This is a genomic window from Candidatus Brocadia sinica JPN1, from assembly GCF_000949635.1.
In the GTDB taxonomy this organism is placed as follows: Bacteria; Planctomycetota; Brocadiia; order Brocadiales; family Brocadiaceae; genus Brocadia; species Brocadia sinica.
Map to the genome: position 1 here is coordinate 3,025,388 of NZ_BAFN01000001.1, position 13,806 is coordinate 3,039,193.

The window sequence follows — 13,806 nt, forward strand, 5'->3', positions numbered from 1 at the left end:
TTTATGACCATTTCACAAAGACTTATCGAAGAACTTGAAAGGCGTCGTGGGGCAATCCTGGATAGCGGGCGTGATAAAATCAGGGAGCGGCATGAGAGGGGCTTGATGACTGCGCGTGAACGTCTCACGAGCCTTTTTGAAGAAAATACTTTCCAGGAATCGGGAATGCACGCCCAGCATGCCTGCCGCGACTTTGGTATGGAGAAAAAGGTCTTACCCGGTGACGGGGTAGTAACAGGAACGGGTTACGTCAATGGGAGACCTGTGGCAGCGTTTAGTCAGGATTTCATGGTAGGAGGCGGAGCGTTGGGAAGGATTCATGCCCGGAAGGTATGTGATCTTATGGAGTATGCGCTGAAGACAGGAATGCCGCTGGTTGGCTTCAATGATTCAGGAGGTGCGAGAATACAGGAAGGGGTAGATTCGTTGTCAGGGTATGGACAGGTTTTCTACCGGAACGTGATGCTCTCAGGCGTTGTTCCGCAGATTGCCGTCATTGCCGGCCCTTGTGCGGGAGGAGCGGCATATTCTCCGGCGTTAATGGATTTTATCATCATGACAAAGAATAACGCCAATATGTTTATCTGCGGACCGGATGTTATCAGAGCTACTACCGGACAATCTACAACCTTAGATGAAATTGGAAATGCGGTAGTTCACGCCTCAATCAGCGGGAATATTCATTTTATCGCAGAAGATGACCAACATGCCATTGATCTCGTGAAACAGTTACTTTCATATTTACCATCGAATAATATTTTGGACCCGCCACACCGGCCCACTTCTACGATTTCGTTGGCTGAAGACCGGGGTATGAATGAGATTGTTCCCGCAGACAACAGGGAGCCATTGCATGTGCTGGAAATTATCAAACGGTTGGTTGATGAAGGACATTTTCTGGAAATACAGAAGGACTGGGCAAAAAATATTGTTATTGGTTTTGCAAGAATCGAAGGGATTGTGGTGGGACTTGTCGCCAACCAATCTTTTGTCAAAGCGGGAACAATCGATATCGATGCTTCAGATAAAGCAAGTCGTTTTATCCGCATTTGTAATGTCTTTAATATCCCTCTGGTAACGTTGGTAGATGTTCCCGGGTTTTTGCCCGGGATTGCCCAGGAACGGGGAGGGATTATCCGTCACGGGGCAAAAATGTTATTTGCCTATGCTGCGGCTACAGTTCCCAAAATTACCGTAATTCTCAGAAAGGCATACGGAGGTGCCTATTTGGCTATGTGCAGTCGGGATATGGGGGCAGACCTGGTTTATGCATGGCCAACAGCAGAGATTGCCGTGATGGGGGCGGAAGGCGCAGTCAAAATTATCTACCGCCGTGAGATCGAGGCATCAGAAGACCCGAAGGCTAGGGAGAAGGAGTTTGTTTCAGAGTACAGGGAGCAGTTTGCTTCGCCTTATCAGGCCGCCGCTCATGCAATGATTACTGACGTAATAGAACCCTCACATACACGCTCTGTGATTGCACTTGCTTTGCGCAAAACGCTTTCAAAACGTGAAACTCGTCCACCGAAAAAACATGGGAATATTCCTCTCTGATGATATTTAATAAAATGTTGATCTTTGCCAATTTGCCAGCACATCCGTCTTTTTGGGAAAATCTTCGTTTTCAAACAATTGGTTTTGTTCTTGTACTGTTGGTTTTGGGGTTGATCGCCTTGATACTATATACATTTGGATGTCTCTTCAAAAAAACAGGTGACAGAAAGGCCGTGATTGGTGCTGGTACAACTCCTGAAAAATCATTGATATTACCACAGGAAGAAGATACCCATGAACTGCTGGCTGTTATTGCTTCCGCGGTGTATTTAGCGATAGAAAATTCCCATCGGATTGTTTCCATTCGTCCCGTTGCCGACGGCAAGGTCATTGAAAGTCTCTACCTGCAGGCATGGTCTATTGAAGGAAGACGTCAACATTTTGCATCTCACAAAATCCGTTAATTTATAGAGAGAGAGTAATTACTCAAAATATGAAAAAGCTTAGAGTGACTGTTGGAGAAAAGGTGTATGAAGTGACCGTTGAAATCCTTGAAGAGAATGGGCTTGGTACTCCACAACCAGCAAAACAGGTCGCTCCCCCTTCTCCTCAAGAACCATCGGTGCCGGTTACGATTCCTCCTGTGCACATTGTACCGAAAGGAATTACCAGTCCAATGGCAGGAAGAGTTGTCACCATATCTGTACAAGTGGGGCAAACTGTCAGGGAAGGTGATCCGTTGATGGTTATTGAGGCGATGAAGATGAATAATTACATTTATGCCCCTCAGGGCGGTCAAATTTCAACCATTCTTGTAAAAGTTGGAGACGCAGTAGAAGAAGGTCAACAACTGCTAATCTTTTCATAAACCCACTTTTATGATTCAGGATTTCATCAATTTTCTGCACCTGACGGCATTTCACCTTGTGACGTGGCAAATGATGGTAATGTGGGGTATAGCGCTTGTACTGCTTTACCTTGCAGTATACAAAGGTTTTGAACCATTGCTGCTTGTGCCGATTGCTTTCGGGGCGCTCATTGCAAATCTGCCAACCCAGGGTATCGTCAATCTTCCAGTCCACAATCAGCCTGGAGGTCTTTACTATTACATCTCTAAAGGAATTACCTGGGAGATATTTCCTCCATTAATTTTTCTGGGAGTCGGGGCACTGACTGATTTTGGACCATTGGTTGCCAATCCACGTACGTTTCTCTTGGGAGCTGCTGCGCAACTGGGAATATTCGTTACTTTCCTTGGGGCATCCTGTCTTGGTTTTACTGCAAAGCAGGCGGCATCTATCGGGATTATCGGCGGGGCGGATGGCCCTACGGCGATTTTTATGTGCAATAGGCTTGCACCGGAACTGCTAGCGCCGATTGCAGTGGCTGCCTATAGTTATATGTCTCTCGTCCCTTTGATTCAACCTCCTATCATGAAATTATTAACTACACGGCATGAAAGAAGAATCAGAATGAAATCGCTGCGAAAAGTGTCAAAGCTGGAGAAACTCCTTTTTCCTCTGATCATCACCGTTCTTTGTGTGCTGCTCGTCCCTGCATCTTCGGCGTTGATCTTCATGCTGATGCTGGGAAATTTCCTTCGCGAATGCAGTGTAACGGAACGTCTGGTGAATGCCGCCCAAAACGAGATCATCAATATCGTTACGATTTTCCTTGGTACCAGTGTTGGTGTAACGATGACGGGCGAACGATTTCTTAATATCGAAACGCTTAAAATTCTGTTTCTGGGTGCCTTTGCTTTTGCAGTTTCAACGGCAGGCGGGGTTCTCATGGGTAAGGTAATGAATTACCTGAGTCCCCATAATCCCGTTAATCCACTTATTGGTGCAGCGGGAGTTTCTGCAATGCCTATATCAGCACGTGTTGCCCATCTGGAGGGTCAAAGGGAGGATCCGAATAATTATCTTATTATGCATGCGATGGGGCCAAATGTCGCCGGAGGGATAGGCGCCGTTGTTGTAGCCGGTTATTATATTGCGAGCTTGAGTAGATGAACACACGTGAAAAGTTGTTACGGAATAAGGAGCAGGTATCGGATAGAAAAAAGTGCCTGGTTTCCGATTGTGGAGGTTTATGGCATTCCATAGTTGTACGGATTGTGACAAAAAGATGCTTTTGGGGGGTACAGGAATCGATGTTTTGGACAGACCTGGTCAGATAAACCCCGCATTCGGGGTAACTAAGAATTATAGGTTATTTTTGATATCTTCTATAGCCCTTTTTACTTCTTCTGCATCGGGGGCATTGGGGTTGAGTTTTAGATAGGCCAAGTAATCCCTTAGGGCGTCTTTATTATTGCCGAGCATCTTGTAAGTATTTCCACGGTGAAGATAGGCAAAAGGGTTGTATGGAAAGAGTTCTATGGATGCGTTGAAGTCTGCAAGTGCATCTTCGTGTCTTTCTAACTGGTTTTGCATTTGACCTCGTTCGAAGTATACTCCAGCCATCCGGGGGCTCAATTCTAACACCCTGTTATAATCCTCCATAGCCCTTTCAATATCTCCCTTCCCGCGGTATGCCTTGGCGCGAATATAATAGGCAAAGGAATTGCCTGGTGTGAATTTTATGAAGATCGTTATGTCCTCAATAGCTTTATCAAAGCGCTGTGCATCAGCGTGAAGAATTCCCCTTTTCATGTAAATTTCGGTATTATTGGGATCAAGTTCCAGCGCCTTGTTAAAGTCTTCCAGGGCTTTTTCCGGTTCGCCTGATTCGGCGTAAGCCAGACCACGCTGGGCATATGCAGCCGCAAATTGAGGGTTTGAAGAAATGGCGCTGCTCATGTCCTCGATGGCCAGGTCTGCCCTCCCGATCATTTTAAATGCGATGCCCCGGTTATAATAGGACAAGGTTGAACTGGGGTCTAAAGACAGCGCCTTGCTATAATCCATGATGGCTCTGTCAACAACTTCCATTGAGGCATAAACAGAACCACGGTTGTAATATGCCGGTGCATAGTCATGATTCAGGGCAATGGCCTTGTTATAATCCTCCAGGGCACGTTCGCGATCATTCATTTTTTCGTAAAGTACACCCCGGTTACAATAGGCTACGGCATCGTTCCCGTGTAATTGGATAGCTTGGTTTATGTCTTTCAATGCGGCATTTATATTGCCTTTCTCTTTTTGTATTATGGAACGGTTCAGATAAATATCGGCAATTACTTCATTCGTGGTGAGATTTTTGAGATAATATCCATTCTTGATGCTTGTTTGTGAAATACGCTTCCCAGGCATATGTACGTAGTAACTGTCGGGAGTAGCCATACCTTCATAACCTGTTTCAATGTTCCTGCGAAAATCCCCGTCGTCGTAACGCACAAAGATATGTTCCGGTACGCTTACACCATAGATAGGCAAGTGTAATTCTTCTGCTATACTGAGATAGAGAATCGATAGCCCGACGCAGTTGCCTGTCTTTGTGTCTAATACCTTGTTTAAGGATAGATACTCAAGTTCACCTGTTTGTACATATTTAAACTGGAGTTCGTTGAAGAGCACAATGTTGATGGTTTTGATAATCTGTTCCGGTTCTGTCTCGTCCCTGAGACTTGTCTTAATATTTTTGATAATGATATCGAGCTTTTTGAGATACTGTTCTACGTCTATTTCAGAATACGATTCTTGTGCAATTTGAAGTGCAGTTCTTGCCAGCCCTGTTTCCTGCGCATTGATTTCCCAAACCGGATTTGGCCTTACATCTTCTGCCAGCAGAACTAACGAGGTAACCCTCAAACCTGCAAAAGAATATTTGAAACCGTAGATTGCACAGATTACACAAATAAAAAGAAATATTTTTCTAACCTGGAGAGGAGAGAACCAGGATAGTTTAAATGTACGATATGCAATCTGGAATTTAAAATCGCAAGTCTCAAATCGAGAATCGTAATTTTTTGTCAAAAAAGATACATGAATAGGTGCTGCTGATCTAGTATGCATGTTTGTTGATAAATCCATTCCACAACGTAAGCCAGATTATCTTCAGATCAAAGTTTAATGACCAGTTTTCGATGTAATACAGATCGTATTCAATTCGTTTTTCCAGGGAGGTGTTCCCACGCCAGCCGCAAACCTGTGCCCAGCCGGTAATTCCCGCCTTCATCTTGTGTCTTAACATGTATTTTGGAATGGTGTTCCTGAAATTTTTTATAAAGATTGGTCTTTCAGGACGCGGTCCGACAATACTCATGTTTCCGCGTAATACATTAAAAAACTGCGGAAGCTCATCCAGGCTCGTCCTTCTCAGCAATTTGCCTATTTTGGTGCATCTTGGATCGTCCTTCTTCGTCCAGACAGGGCCTGTTGACTGTTCCGCATGGATGAACATCGTTCGGAATTTGAGCATGTTAAATATCTTACCATCCATCCCCATCCTTTCTTGTCTAAAGAGTACAGGCCCTTCAGAAGTTAGTTTAATCAATATTGCAATAATGATCATAAGAGGGGCAGCAAAGACAAGCACAAGGGAGGCGAAAACAACGTCTAAAACTCTTTTCCCAATAATATTCCAGCCATACAAAGGTGTGTCACGAAGGCTGATAAGCGGCATGCCCTCAAACTCACTCACACTGCCTCGCAGGGTAATGAACTCAAAAAGGTCTGGCAAGACCATGATACTAACCATCTCGTCACCAATCCAATTTAAAACTTCCTTCAGTTGATTATGGGCATCAAAGGGTAAGGCAACAAAAACAATATCGATACCAAACTTTGTAATAAATTCACGGACATCCGGATATTTTCCCATGACCTTTATTCCCTGTATGGTATTTCCAACGTTATTCGGGTCGTTGGTCAGGAAACCAGAAATCTGAATTCCGAGTTCGGGATGTTTCTGCAGTTTCTTTACGAGGTCTTGTCCCAGCTTTTCCGTGCCAAGAATAAGAGCATATCTCTGGTTGTATCCCTTCTGTCGTAAGAAACGTAAAAATTCCCGAAACAGGATACGGGTCAGGCTGAGAGCGGCAATGTTGATGAGCCAAAAATACAAGAACGTTAACCGGGAGAATTCATATTGACGGAAGAGGAACGTCAGTGCGATAAGGATCAGGGTCGCAAATGTGGATGCCTTGCCAATATCTATGATTTCAGAAAGCCTGGTCGAAACCCTGCGGGGGCGATACAGCCCAAATACCTTGAAAACCATGCCCCATAAAGGAATCATGAAAATGAGGAGGGTCAGGTAGATTCTAAACGGCGGGATTCCTTTATAAACGGGTATAATGCCAGAATAAAACCTCATGTAGTAGGAGGATATCCACGTAATGGACAGGGTAAACCAGTCGGTGAGGAGCAGCAACGATTCGAAAAACTTGCTGTGTTTCTTTAGCATAAAAGTTTTTCAATATATTGTTTAAACTTTTCTTTAAATGTTAAGCGATCAAAACTTTCCGCGTGTTTTCTGATCGATAGTGGATTGAATAGGTTTTTATGATCCTCAAAAAATCTTACAGCCTCCACCAAAGATTCTGCAGTTTGTTTTGTAAAAAATACTCCTGTGGGTGTTTCTGGATGTTTCTGTGTTGTTTCTGCAGATGAATCCAGGTGAGGATATATACCATGAACGGTTTCCAATACTCCTCCTTTAGCAAAGGCAATCACTGGTTTTCCACATGCCTGCGCCTCCAAAGGGACGATCCCAAAGTCTTCTTCACCCGGAAAGATGAGCGCCTTGCATCCACGGTAATATTCCTTCAACGATTCGCCGGATTGCCATCCAATACACTGTACGTGTTTTTTTGCCATCTTCCTGACCTGATCTTCTTCTTGCCCACTTCCGATAATGATGAGTGGCAAACCCATTCTTTCAAATGCGTCTACAGCAATATCAATCCTTTTATAGGGAGCAAAGGCCGATACAATCAGATAGTAGTCTCCTTCTCTGTGACTCTCCGGAGGTGTATAAAGTGAACAATCTACGGGCGGATAAATGACCGCTGCCGACCTTTTATAATATTTTTTTATCCGGTTTGCGACATGATAGGAGTTTGCCACAAAGTAATCCACACGATTACTGGAGGCAACATCCCATATCCTCAAATAATGTGCTATAACAGGCATCAAAAACCTGGGAATGACCCCCTTTTTACCGTTGCCAAAATAGGTGTAGTAATGATCCCACACATAACGCATTGGGGTATGGCAGTAGCATATATGAACTGCGGATGGAGATGTCAGCACCCCTTTGGCCACGCAGTGACTGCTGGACAGAACCATATCATACTCTCTCATATCGAAACCTTCTATCGCTAAAGGAAAAAATAACAGAAAAGAGCGATAGTGCCTTTTCGCAAGAGGCACTCTTTGGAGGAAGGAGGTTTGTATATTTCTGTCCTCTATTGCCTTCGAAACTGAGCCGTGACAATGGATTAATGTAAAAATATCTGCCTCCGGAAAGAGTTCGCAGAAAACTTCCAAAACCTTCTCCCCACCTCGCATTCCGGTCAGCCAGTCATGGACTATTGCCACCCGCATGTGTGTTCTCTCATCAGATTCATTGAAAATTATTATATCATATATTACCCAAAATCTGCGTAAATGACAATTTAAAATCAATTGGAAATTGCCTGGGGAAAAGTACCTATGAACATAACCATGAATTCAGGTATATACAACTGTGTAGTTGAGCAAAGAGGATTATTAATAAAAATATATTTTTTTTGAAAAAAACCTGCCGATAATTATAATGGAGAAGTTTAAAAATAAGTGAATAATGATACGTCCTCTCAAAGGGTAGCGTCAGGTATGGTTAAGGCTGTGCTCTGTATTTACATTTAAGTCAGAAAAATAAACTTTCATAAGACAATATCTGGCCTTGCAAAAGCTATTTACATAGTATGAATCTAAGGACTGCAATAGAAGACTGTTTAACGAGAATCGTGGATATTGTATGCAGCTTTTTTTTACTTACCGTTCTTCTTCCTCTGTTTTTCATTATTGCCATTTTGGTAAAAATAGATAGCAGAGGACCTGTTTTCTTTTTGCAGAAGCGGTGTGGCAGGTATGGAAGGGTATTTCATATGTACAAATTCAGGACAATGGTTAAAGAAGCAGAGTTCCTGAAAAAAAGACTCAAGAACGAGATGGACGGCCCCATGTTTAAAATGAGGAATGACCCGAGAATTACAAAATCAGGAAGGATTCTCAGAAAGTATAGCCTTGACGAATTACCTCAGTTGATTAATGTTTTCAAAGGACAGATGAGCCTTGTTGGTCCAAGGCCTCTGGCAGACGAAGAGATGACGGGAGACGACAATTGGAGAAAAATCAGGCTTTCGGTTAAGCCGGGTATGACCGGACTTTGGCAAATAATGGGGAGGGAGAGCGGCAAATTCAGCGATTGGGTAAATTACGACGTCGCCTACGTGCAGAAAAGATCACCCCTTTTGGATTTAAAAATCCTTTTTTTTACCGTATTTACTGTTTTTAGCAAAGTAGGGACATAACGGTAATTATTCAATAACGACATCAAATACTGCCACGAATCCGGATCATTCCGTATGATTTAGCCCCTTCTGAACAGGTGGTCGAATCTCTCTTTCCAGTCTTTATAATCAGACACATAATTCCACCCACAAACCTTGTTTAATTCTCTGCCTTGTAGTATCCTATCGATTTTGGTCGCGCATTCCCTGGTTTCTTTCTGCGGGCCAAAGGGATTGAATTGCATTCCATTCCCCCTGAGGAACACATAGTCACAGATGAGCAGGACATCCTCAAAGAGATAAAGGGTGAAACCCGGGGTGTGGCCGCCGATATGGAATGCCTCGATGCCCAGTTCAGTGAAATTTTCCGTAAAGGTCACATCGAAGGTGAAGGCAAGGCAGATGTTGTGGGCAGAGTCCAGCTTATGGATCCGTACCGGGGCGTGGAATAAGTCGCGGTACTGATTGCTTGCACCGAGAAAGTGATGATGGGTAAACATGATGGCGTCTGCCGGTTTAAGGCTCGTATCGAAGCATGAAGGACAGTCTATCCAAAATGCCTTCCCGCCTGTCTCGATACGGTAGGCAGCATGCTCAAAACCAAGAGGCGGTACGGAGTTTAAGCGCGTAATCTTTTCATTAACGGGAGTGACCTTGACTTTGTATTTTGCGGAGCATTCCATCGAAGTAATGAATTTTTCCTTTGGAGCCCCACAGAATGGGCAAAAGTCCGGATAATAGCCTACCATATTAAAGCCGCATATGGTACAGACATATTGTTCCTTTTGCATGACATCCTCCTTTCCGCTTTATCCATAATCAGATTTTAAGCAAAGGATATCCCCTACGATCGAAAGTGTCTTTATCCTTTACCAAACCCTTTTGTTTATACTGAGACATAAATTTTTCCAACCGATCCAGTAAGTCTTGCTTCTCTTTTTTATTAAGAAATGTAGCCTGGAACGAGTTTTTTACCAGATGATAAATATCATTATGGTCCAGGTTCAGGGCTTCTTGTACTGCCATGAAATTCTCTGTTATATAGCCGCCAAAATATGCAGGGTCGTCAGAGTTCACGGTGACACACAGTCCTGAATCAAGCATCTGTTTCAGATTGTGTTCTGATAAGGCATTGAAAATGCGAAGCTTGACATTGGAAAGGGGACAAACGGTTAATGGGATTTGTTCTGCAATGAGCTTTTTTACCAATCTCGCATCTTCGACACAGTGAACTCCGTGATCGATGCGTGATACCTTGAGTTTTTCCAATGCCTGCCAGATGTATTCTGCCGGTCCTTCTTCACCTGCATGTGCAACTGTCAAAAATCCCTCTTCCAGCGCTTTAGCAAATACTGGGATGAATTTTTCCGGTGGATGACCTAGTTCTGATGAATCGAGCCCTACTCCAATGATCCATTCTCTGAATGGCAATGCCTGATGCAACGTTTCCATAGCCGACTCAACGCTAAGATACCGCTGAAAACACATGATAAGTTTTGATGAGATACCCCGCTGTTGCTGTGCATCCAGCAAGGCATGATGTATCCCCGTAACTATCGTTTCAAAAGGTATACCCCTGACGGTATGGGCCTGCGGGTCAAAAAATATTTCCGTATGGCATACATTTTGGGCGTGTATTCTTTCTAAATATGCCCGGGTTATATCGTAAAAATCTTGTTCCTGACGCAGTACACGCATGCCTTCATAATAAATGTCCAGAAATGACTGAAGATTTGTAAATTTATAGGCCTTGCGTACCTCTTCTACAGAATGAAATGGGAGTGACAAGCCATTACGCCTTGAGATCTTAAACATGAGTTCGGGTTCGAGTGAACCTTCAATGTGAATATGCAGTTCTGCCTTTGGAATGTCACGGATGAGTGTTTTCACTGTATGCATTGTTTTCATGTGTATAATAGTGCAAGATTGTAAATTGTAAATTTTGAATAAGAGAAATTCATATTCGTTCAATATTACTGGGTGGCATGGACAAACTTGTTTGTCCGTGCTTCACTTCCATATTCTTAAAAACCCTGGCACAGCACAGCCGCAACCAAATTGACCACCCCTTGCTCTCCTCCTTCGCAAGGAAGGGACTTCGTCATGAGTCTTCGGCATGAACTCAGACGACCGCTCAGTCGAACGGTAAAGGGGAGGTAAAAAACTTCTCAAAAAAGAAGTTTTTACACAGTAATACTATATAGCGAGTTATTTATCCGAATCGTTACGGATCATTACATAGTGGTCAATACCAGCCTCTTTGAATATATCGCTAATGATCTCGAACCCATGTTTCCGATAAAAGTCGGTAAGACTTGCCTGGGCATGCACCTTGAATTTCTTAAATCCTCGTTCTTTTGCAGTTGAAATCATAAACTCAGTCAGTTTGTTGCCCAGATTCTTTCCCCGGTACGATTCCCGTATTGCAATGCGTTCCAGTTTTGCATACTCACCATGTGTCCGTATACGGCCTGCTGCAAAGGGCTCTCCGTTTTCTTCTCCCAAAATATGCGTTGCAGAGTAGTCATACTCGTCGCGTTCTATTTTATACGAAACCCCCTGTTCTTCAATAAACACAATACCGCGTACGATAAACACCTTAATCAAATCGTCGAGATTTGTTACTACTCTAAACATTTAGAAATCAGAAATTAGAAGTTAGAAGTCAGAATCCAGAATTAAACGGTTTTTACTTCGGACTTCTGAATAGTTAGCAGAGTGATTAGCAACAACCCTTTACTCGGAACGACAATAACAGTGAAACTATTTCCAGACAATACACTAAATCAGATGCACATCCACAAGAAGGAGTTCTGCATCAGTTTCTGCCTTTACATGAAGTCTTGTTTCTTCAACAACCTTTGCAGCACCCAGGGCAGGAACAAGGTGATTATTTACCTGAACAGGCCCTCCCTCGAGCACATAGAGATAGACTCCCCTCCAGTCTCTGATCTGGTAATCTAATGTCCGCCCAGCCTGGAGGAAAGAGGAATGAACCTGTGCATTGGAGTGTATGGGAAGGGCGTCCATGTGTTCATTGGAAACAAGGGGAAGGAGTCGATTCGTCCGTTCTGCACGTTCCACCCTCTTTTGTCCCACTGAAGGTTCCAGACCGCTTTCAGAGGGGAAGAACCACATCTGAATAAACCTCATTGGCTTATCTGGAAGATTGTTAATTTCAGAGTGGTACATACCTTTACCGATCGTTGTGTGTTGTACCCAACCCTTTTTTAGAACTCCGCCCTCTCCGTCTTCGTCAGCATGGCGGAACTCCCCGCCAGCACAATACGTCACCACCTCGATCTCCCGATGATAATGCAATGGCCACACGGCACCCGGAGAAAGGGTATCGTCATTAAATACCCGTAAAGTCCCGAATTGCATATATTCAGGGTCATGGTATTCGTCAAAAGAAAAATGCCAGCGGCCATGAAATGTGCCGTTCTGGATATCGCCCTCTGCCTGATAGATATCTTCTGGTCTTCGAACTGTGATCATGTGTATCTCAACATGTCATTAAAAGGAAGCGTTTTTATACCTAACCCCAAAGAATCAGAAGAAATAAAATCCGAAGCACGAAATATAATTATTTTTTTGCCAAAAAAATGTTAAAATATTGTTAAAATTAAAATACCAAGAAATGTTCATATTTACAAGGTGAAAGAGCTATTGAACCGAAGAGTACCGTTTCATATAAAAAAAGAAAATTTGTAGTGCTAAAAGTTCATCGACTTTTCTTCTGCTACAAAGACTTTAAGATTTGACGTTTTTCTTCATGCCTCAGTGACTTTGTGATTATTTGAGATTTATGCATATCAAGTTAGGCCTTCGGCGACTTTTTACAAAATAAGATAAAACTCACCCCTGAATCCCCTCCCAGGAGGGGACTTTTCTAATCCCCTCTCGAGAGGGGGTTGGGGGTGTGTAAGGCAGTAGCAGAAAGTTTGAAATTCCTTGATATTAAATTACCTATTCACTATGTCCCGATTACTCTTTGCCCAGAGAAAATACCAGGAAATGTTGCCTTGGTAGAAAGTTGAATTCGTGTTGGAGGTGATAGCCAGCCGACTCCATCTCCTTCTTTATTACTTCGCTTGCCGTGAAGTGTGGCAAAATCTTTTGGAACCACCCTTTCCCATTGAAGTCCATGATTGCAATGCGACCGCTCGGTTTTAGGCATCTTCTGGTTTGAGAAAAATACGCCACCCTGTCTTTGATATGATGATACGTATTACAGGTAAAGATCAAGTCTACCCCATCTCCCGGAATAAGCGGGTCATGATGCTGAGCAAGAATGACCTCGATGTTCGGGTAGCCTCTTTTTCTTGCTTGTTTCTCCATATATTTATTCATCCCCTGGTCAACATCCACGGCATATACCTTGCCGTTTGGGCCAACTGCATCCGCCAAACGGAAGGTAAAGTAGCCACTGCCGGAACCAAGGTCGGCGATGTGCTGGCCAGTCTGTATCTCAAGGACGCGGATTGCCTGCCCAGGATGTTGCCACCTATCCCGCCAGAACCCCTCGTATGCAAAACGCTTGAGGTTCGTACAGCAAACACTACAGGTCGCAAGGAGAAAGAAAACTACGGATAAAAATATGCGGCTTTTCCCATCTGTCATATATAACCAAAATTCTGTAATGGGACACGGATTAACACAGACAAGAACAGATAAAATAATTACATAATTTCTTTCATTAACTCATCCAATGGGTGATTGACCGCACTCATGCATGTTATTGAAAAAACGTTATAAATTTGCGTTCATCTGTGTCCAAATGTGTTTTTAGGTAGGGCCAAGTTATGAGTAGGGTAGGTTAAGGCGTTGGTTTTTACGCCGAATCCACCAATACCATTTCGCGGGAA

General features: G+C 43.4%; 13 protein-coding genes. 5 read left to right on the forward strand and 8 right to left on the reverse strand.

The features are described from left to right. Positions 1 to 3 precede the first annotated feature (3 nt). From BROSI_RS13710 to BROSI_RS13725, 4 genes are read left to right on the forward strand one after another with little or no spacing between them, the layout of a single operon-like run. Positions 4 to 1,554 carry an acyl-CoA carboxylase subunit beta gene (locus BROSI_RS13710; protein WP_052564367.1) on the forward strand — a complete coding sequence of 517 codons (1,551 nt, stop codon included), beginning with the start codon at positions 4 to 6 and terminating at the stop codon, positions 1,552 to 1,554. Further along, positions 1,554 to 1,958: an OadG family transporter subunit gene (locus BROSI_RS13715; RefSeq protein WP_052564368.1), complete on the forward strand. Its 405-nt coding sequence runs from the start codon at positions 1,554 to 1,556 to the stop codon at positions 1,956 to 1,958. The genes BROSI_RS13710 and BROSI_RS13715 overlap by 1 nt, the downstream gene beginning before the upstream one ends. A 29-nt stretch (positions 1,959 to 1,987) precedes the next feature. Then, positions 1,988 to 2,362, forward strand: a complete 375-nt coding sequence (locus BROSI_RS13720; RefSeq protein WP_052564369.1) for a biotin/lipoyl-containing protein — start codon at positions 1,988 to 1,990, stop codon at positions 2,360 to 2,362. A gap of 10 nt (positions 2,363 to 2,372) precedes the next feature. Continuing rightward, a complete protein-coding gene (locus BROSI_RS13725; protein ID WP_052564370.1) occupies positions 2,373 to 3,509 on the forward strand; it encodes a sodium ion-translocating decarboxylase subunit beta in 1,137 nt (378 codons plus the stop codon). Positions 3,510 to 3,701: 192 nt separating this feature from the next. On the opposite strand, the gene BROSI_RS13730 is transcribed toward BROSI_RS13725, so the two are convergent. Genes BROSI_RS13730 through BROSI_RS13740 form a run of 3 tightly spaced genes read right to left on the reverse strand, consistent with a single transcriptional unit; the run spans position 3,702 to position 7,988 of the window. Continuing rightward, positions 3,702 to 5,453: a tetratricopeptide repeat protein gene (locus BROSI_RS13730; protein WP_052564371.1), complete on the reverse strand. Its 1,752-nt coding sequence runs from the start codon at positions 5,451 to 5,453 to the stop codon at positions 3,702 to 3,704. Next, a complete protein-coding gene (locus BROSI_RS13735) occupies positions 5,443 to 6,846 on the reverse strand; it encodes an undecaprenyl-phosphate glucose phosphotransferase (RefSeq protein ID WP_052564372.1) in 1,404 nt (467 codons plus the stop codon). The genes BROSI_RS13730 and BROSI_RS13735 overlap by 11 nt, the downstream gene beginning before the upstream one ends. Next, complete coding sequence (locus BROSI_RS13740; RefSeq protein ID WP_052564373.1) at positions 6,840 to 7,988, reverse strand: glycosyltransferase; 1,149 nt, start codon at positions 7,986 to 7,988, stop codon at positions 6,840 to 6,842. The genes BROSI_RS13735 and BROSI_RS13740 overlap by 7 nt, the downstream gene beginning before the upstream one ends. Positions 7,989 to 8,350: 362 nt before the next feature. Here BROSI_RS13740 and BROSI_RS13745 point away from each other — a divergent pair, with 362 nt between their 5' ends. After that, positions 8,351 to 8,959 carry a sugar transferase gene (locus tag BROSI_RS13745; RefSeq protein WP_052564374.1) on the forward strand — a complete coding sequence of 203 codons (609 nt, stop codon included), beginning with the start codon at positions 8,351 to 8,353 and terminating at the stop codon, positions 8,957 to 8,959. A 59-nt stretch (positions 8,960 to 9,018) separates the two neighbouring features. On the opposite strand, the gene BROSI_RS13750 is transcribed toward BROSI_RS13745, so the two are convergent. The 5 genes from BROSI_RS13750 to BROSI_RS13770 form a co-directional block, all read right to left on the reverse strand. Next, positions 9,019 to 9,729, reverse strand: a complete 711-nt coding sequence (locus BROSI_RS13750; RefSeq protein WP_052564375.1) for an MBL fold metallo-hydrolase — start codon at positions 9,727 to 9,729, stop codon at positions 9,019 to 9,021. Positions 9,730 to 9,757: 28 nt separating this feature from the next. After that, positions 9,758 to 10,828 carry an adenosine deaminase gene (locus tag BROSI_RS13755; RefSeq protein WP_420886084.1) on the reverse strand — a complete coding sequence of 357 codons (1,071 nt, stop codon included), beginning with the start codon at positions 10,826 to 10,828 and terminating at the stop codon, positions 9,758 to 9,760. A 318-nt stretch (positions 10,829 to 11,146) separates the two neighbouring features. Further along, positions 11,147 to 11,575 carry a GNAT family N-acetyltransferase gene (locus tag BROSI_RS13760; RefSeq protein WP_052564376.1) on the reverse strand — a complete coding sequence of 143 codons (429 nt, stop codon included), beginning with the start codon at positions 11,573 to 11,575 and terminating at the stop codon, positions 11,147 to 11,149. A 144-nt stretch (positions 11,576 to 11,719) separates the two neighbouring features. After that, a complete protein-coding gene (locus BROSI_RS13765) occupies positions 11,720 to 12,436 on the reverse strand; it encodes a pirin family protein (RefSeq protein WP_052564377.1) in 717 nt (238 codons plus the stop codon). Positions 12,437 to 12,925: 489 nt separating this feature from the next. Beyond that, on the reverse strand, positions 12,926 to 13,561 hold the full coding sequence (locus BROSI_RS13770; protein ID WP_052564378.1) for a class I SAM-dependent methyltransferase: 636 nt from the start codon (positions 13,559 to 13,561) through the stop codon (positions 12,926 to 12,928). Positions 13,562 to 13,806 lie beyond the last annotated feature (245 nt).

Coding starts and splice junctions, on each gene's coding strand:
- BROSI_RS13730 (WP_052564371.1), bottom strand. CDS start 5,453: ATGCATACTAGATCAGCAGCACCTATTCATGTATCTTTTTTGACAAAA.
- BROSI_RS13760 (WP_052564376.1), bottom strand. CDS start 11,575: ATGTTTAGAGTAGTAACAAATCTCGACGATTTGATTAAGGTGTTTATC.
- BROSI_RS13750 (WP_052564375.1), bottom strand. CDS start 9,729: ATGCAAAAGGAACAATATGTCTGTACCATATGCGGCTTTAATATGGTA.
- BROSI_RS13770 (WP_052564378.1), bottom strand. CDS start 13,561: ATGACAGATGGGAAAAGCCGCATATTTTTATCCGTAGTTTTCTTTCTC.
- BROSI_RS13720 (WP_052564369.1), top strand. CDS start 1,988: ATGAAAAAGCTTAGAGTGACTGTTGGAGAAAAGGTGTATGAAGTGACC.
- BROSI_RS13745 (WP_052564374.1), top strand. CDS start 8,351: ATGAATCTAAGGACTGCAATAGAAGACTGTTTAACGAGAATCGTGGAT.
- BROSI_RS13735 (WP_052564372.1), bottom strand. CDS start 6,846: ATGCTAAAGAAACACAGCAAGTTTTTCGAATCGTTGCTGCTCCTCACC.
- BROSI_RS13710 (WP_052564367.1), top strand. CDS start 4: ATGACCATTTCACAAAGACTTATCGAAGAACTTGAAAGGCGTCGTGGG.
- BROSI_RS13725 (WP_052564370.1), top strand. CDS start 2,373: ATGATTCAGGATTTCATCAATTTTCTGCACCTGACGGCATTTCACCTT.
- BROSI_RS13765 (WP_052564377.1), bottom strand. CDS start 12,436: ATGATCACAGTTCGAAGACCAGAAGATATCTATCAGGCAGAGGGCGAT.
- BROSI_RS13740 (WP_052564373.1), bottom strand. CDS start 7,988: ATGCGGGTGGCAATAGTCCATGACTGGCTGACCGGAATGCGAGGTGGG.
- BROSI_RS13715 (WP_052564368.1), top strand. CDS start 1,554: ATGATATTTAATAAAATGTTGATCTTTGCCAATTTGCCAGCACATCCG.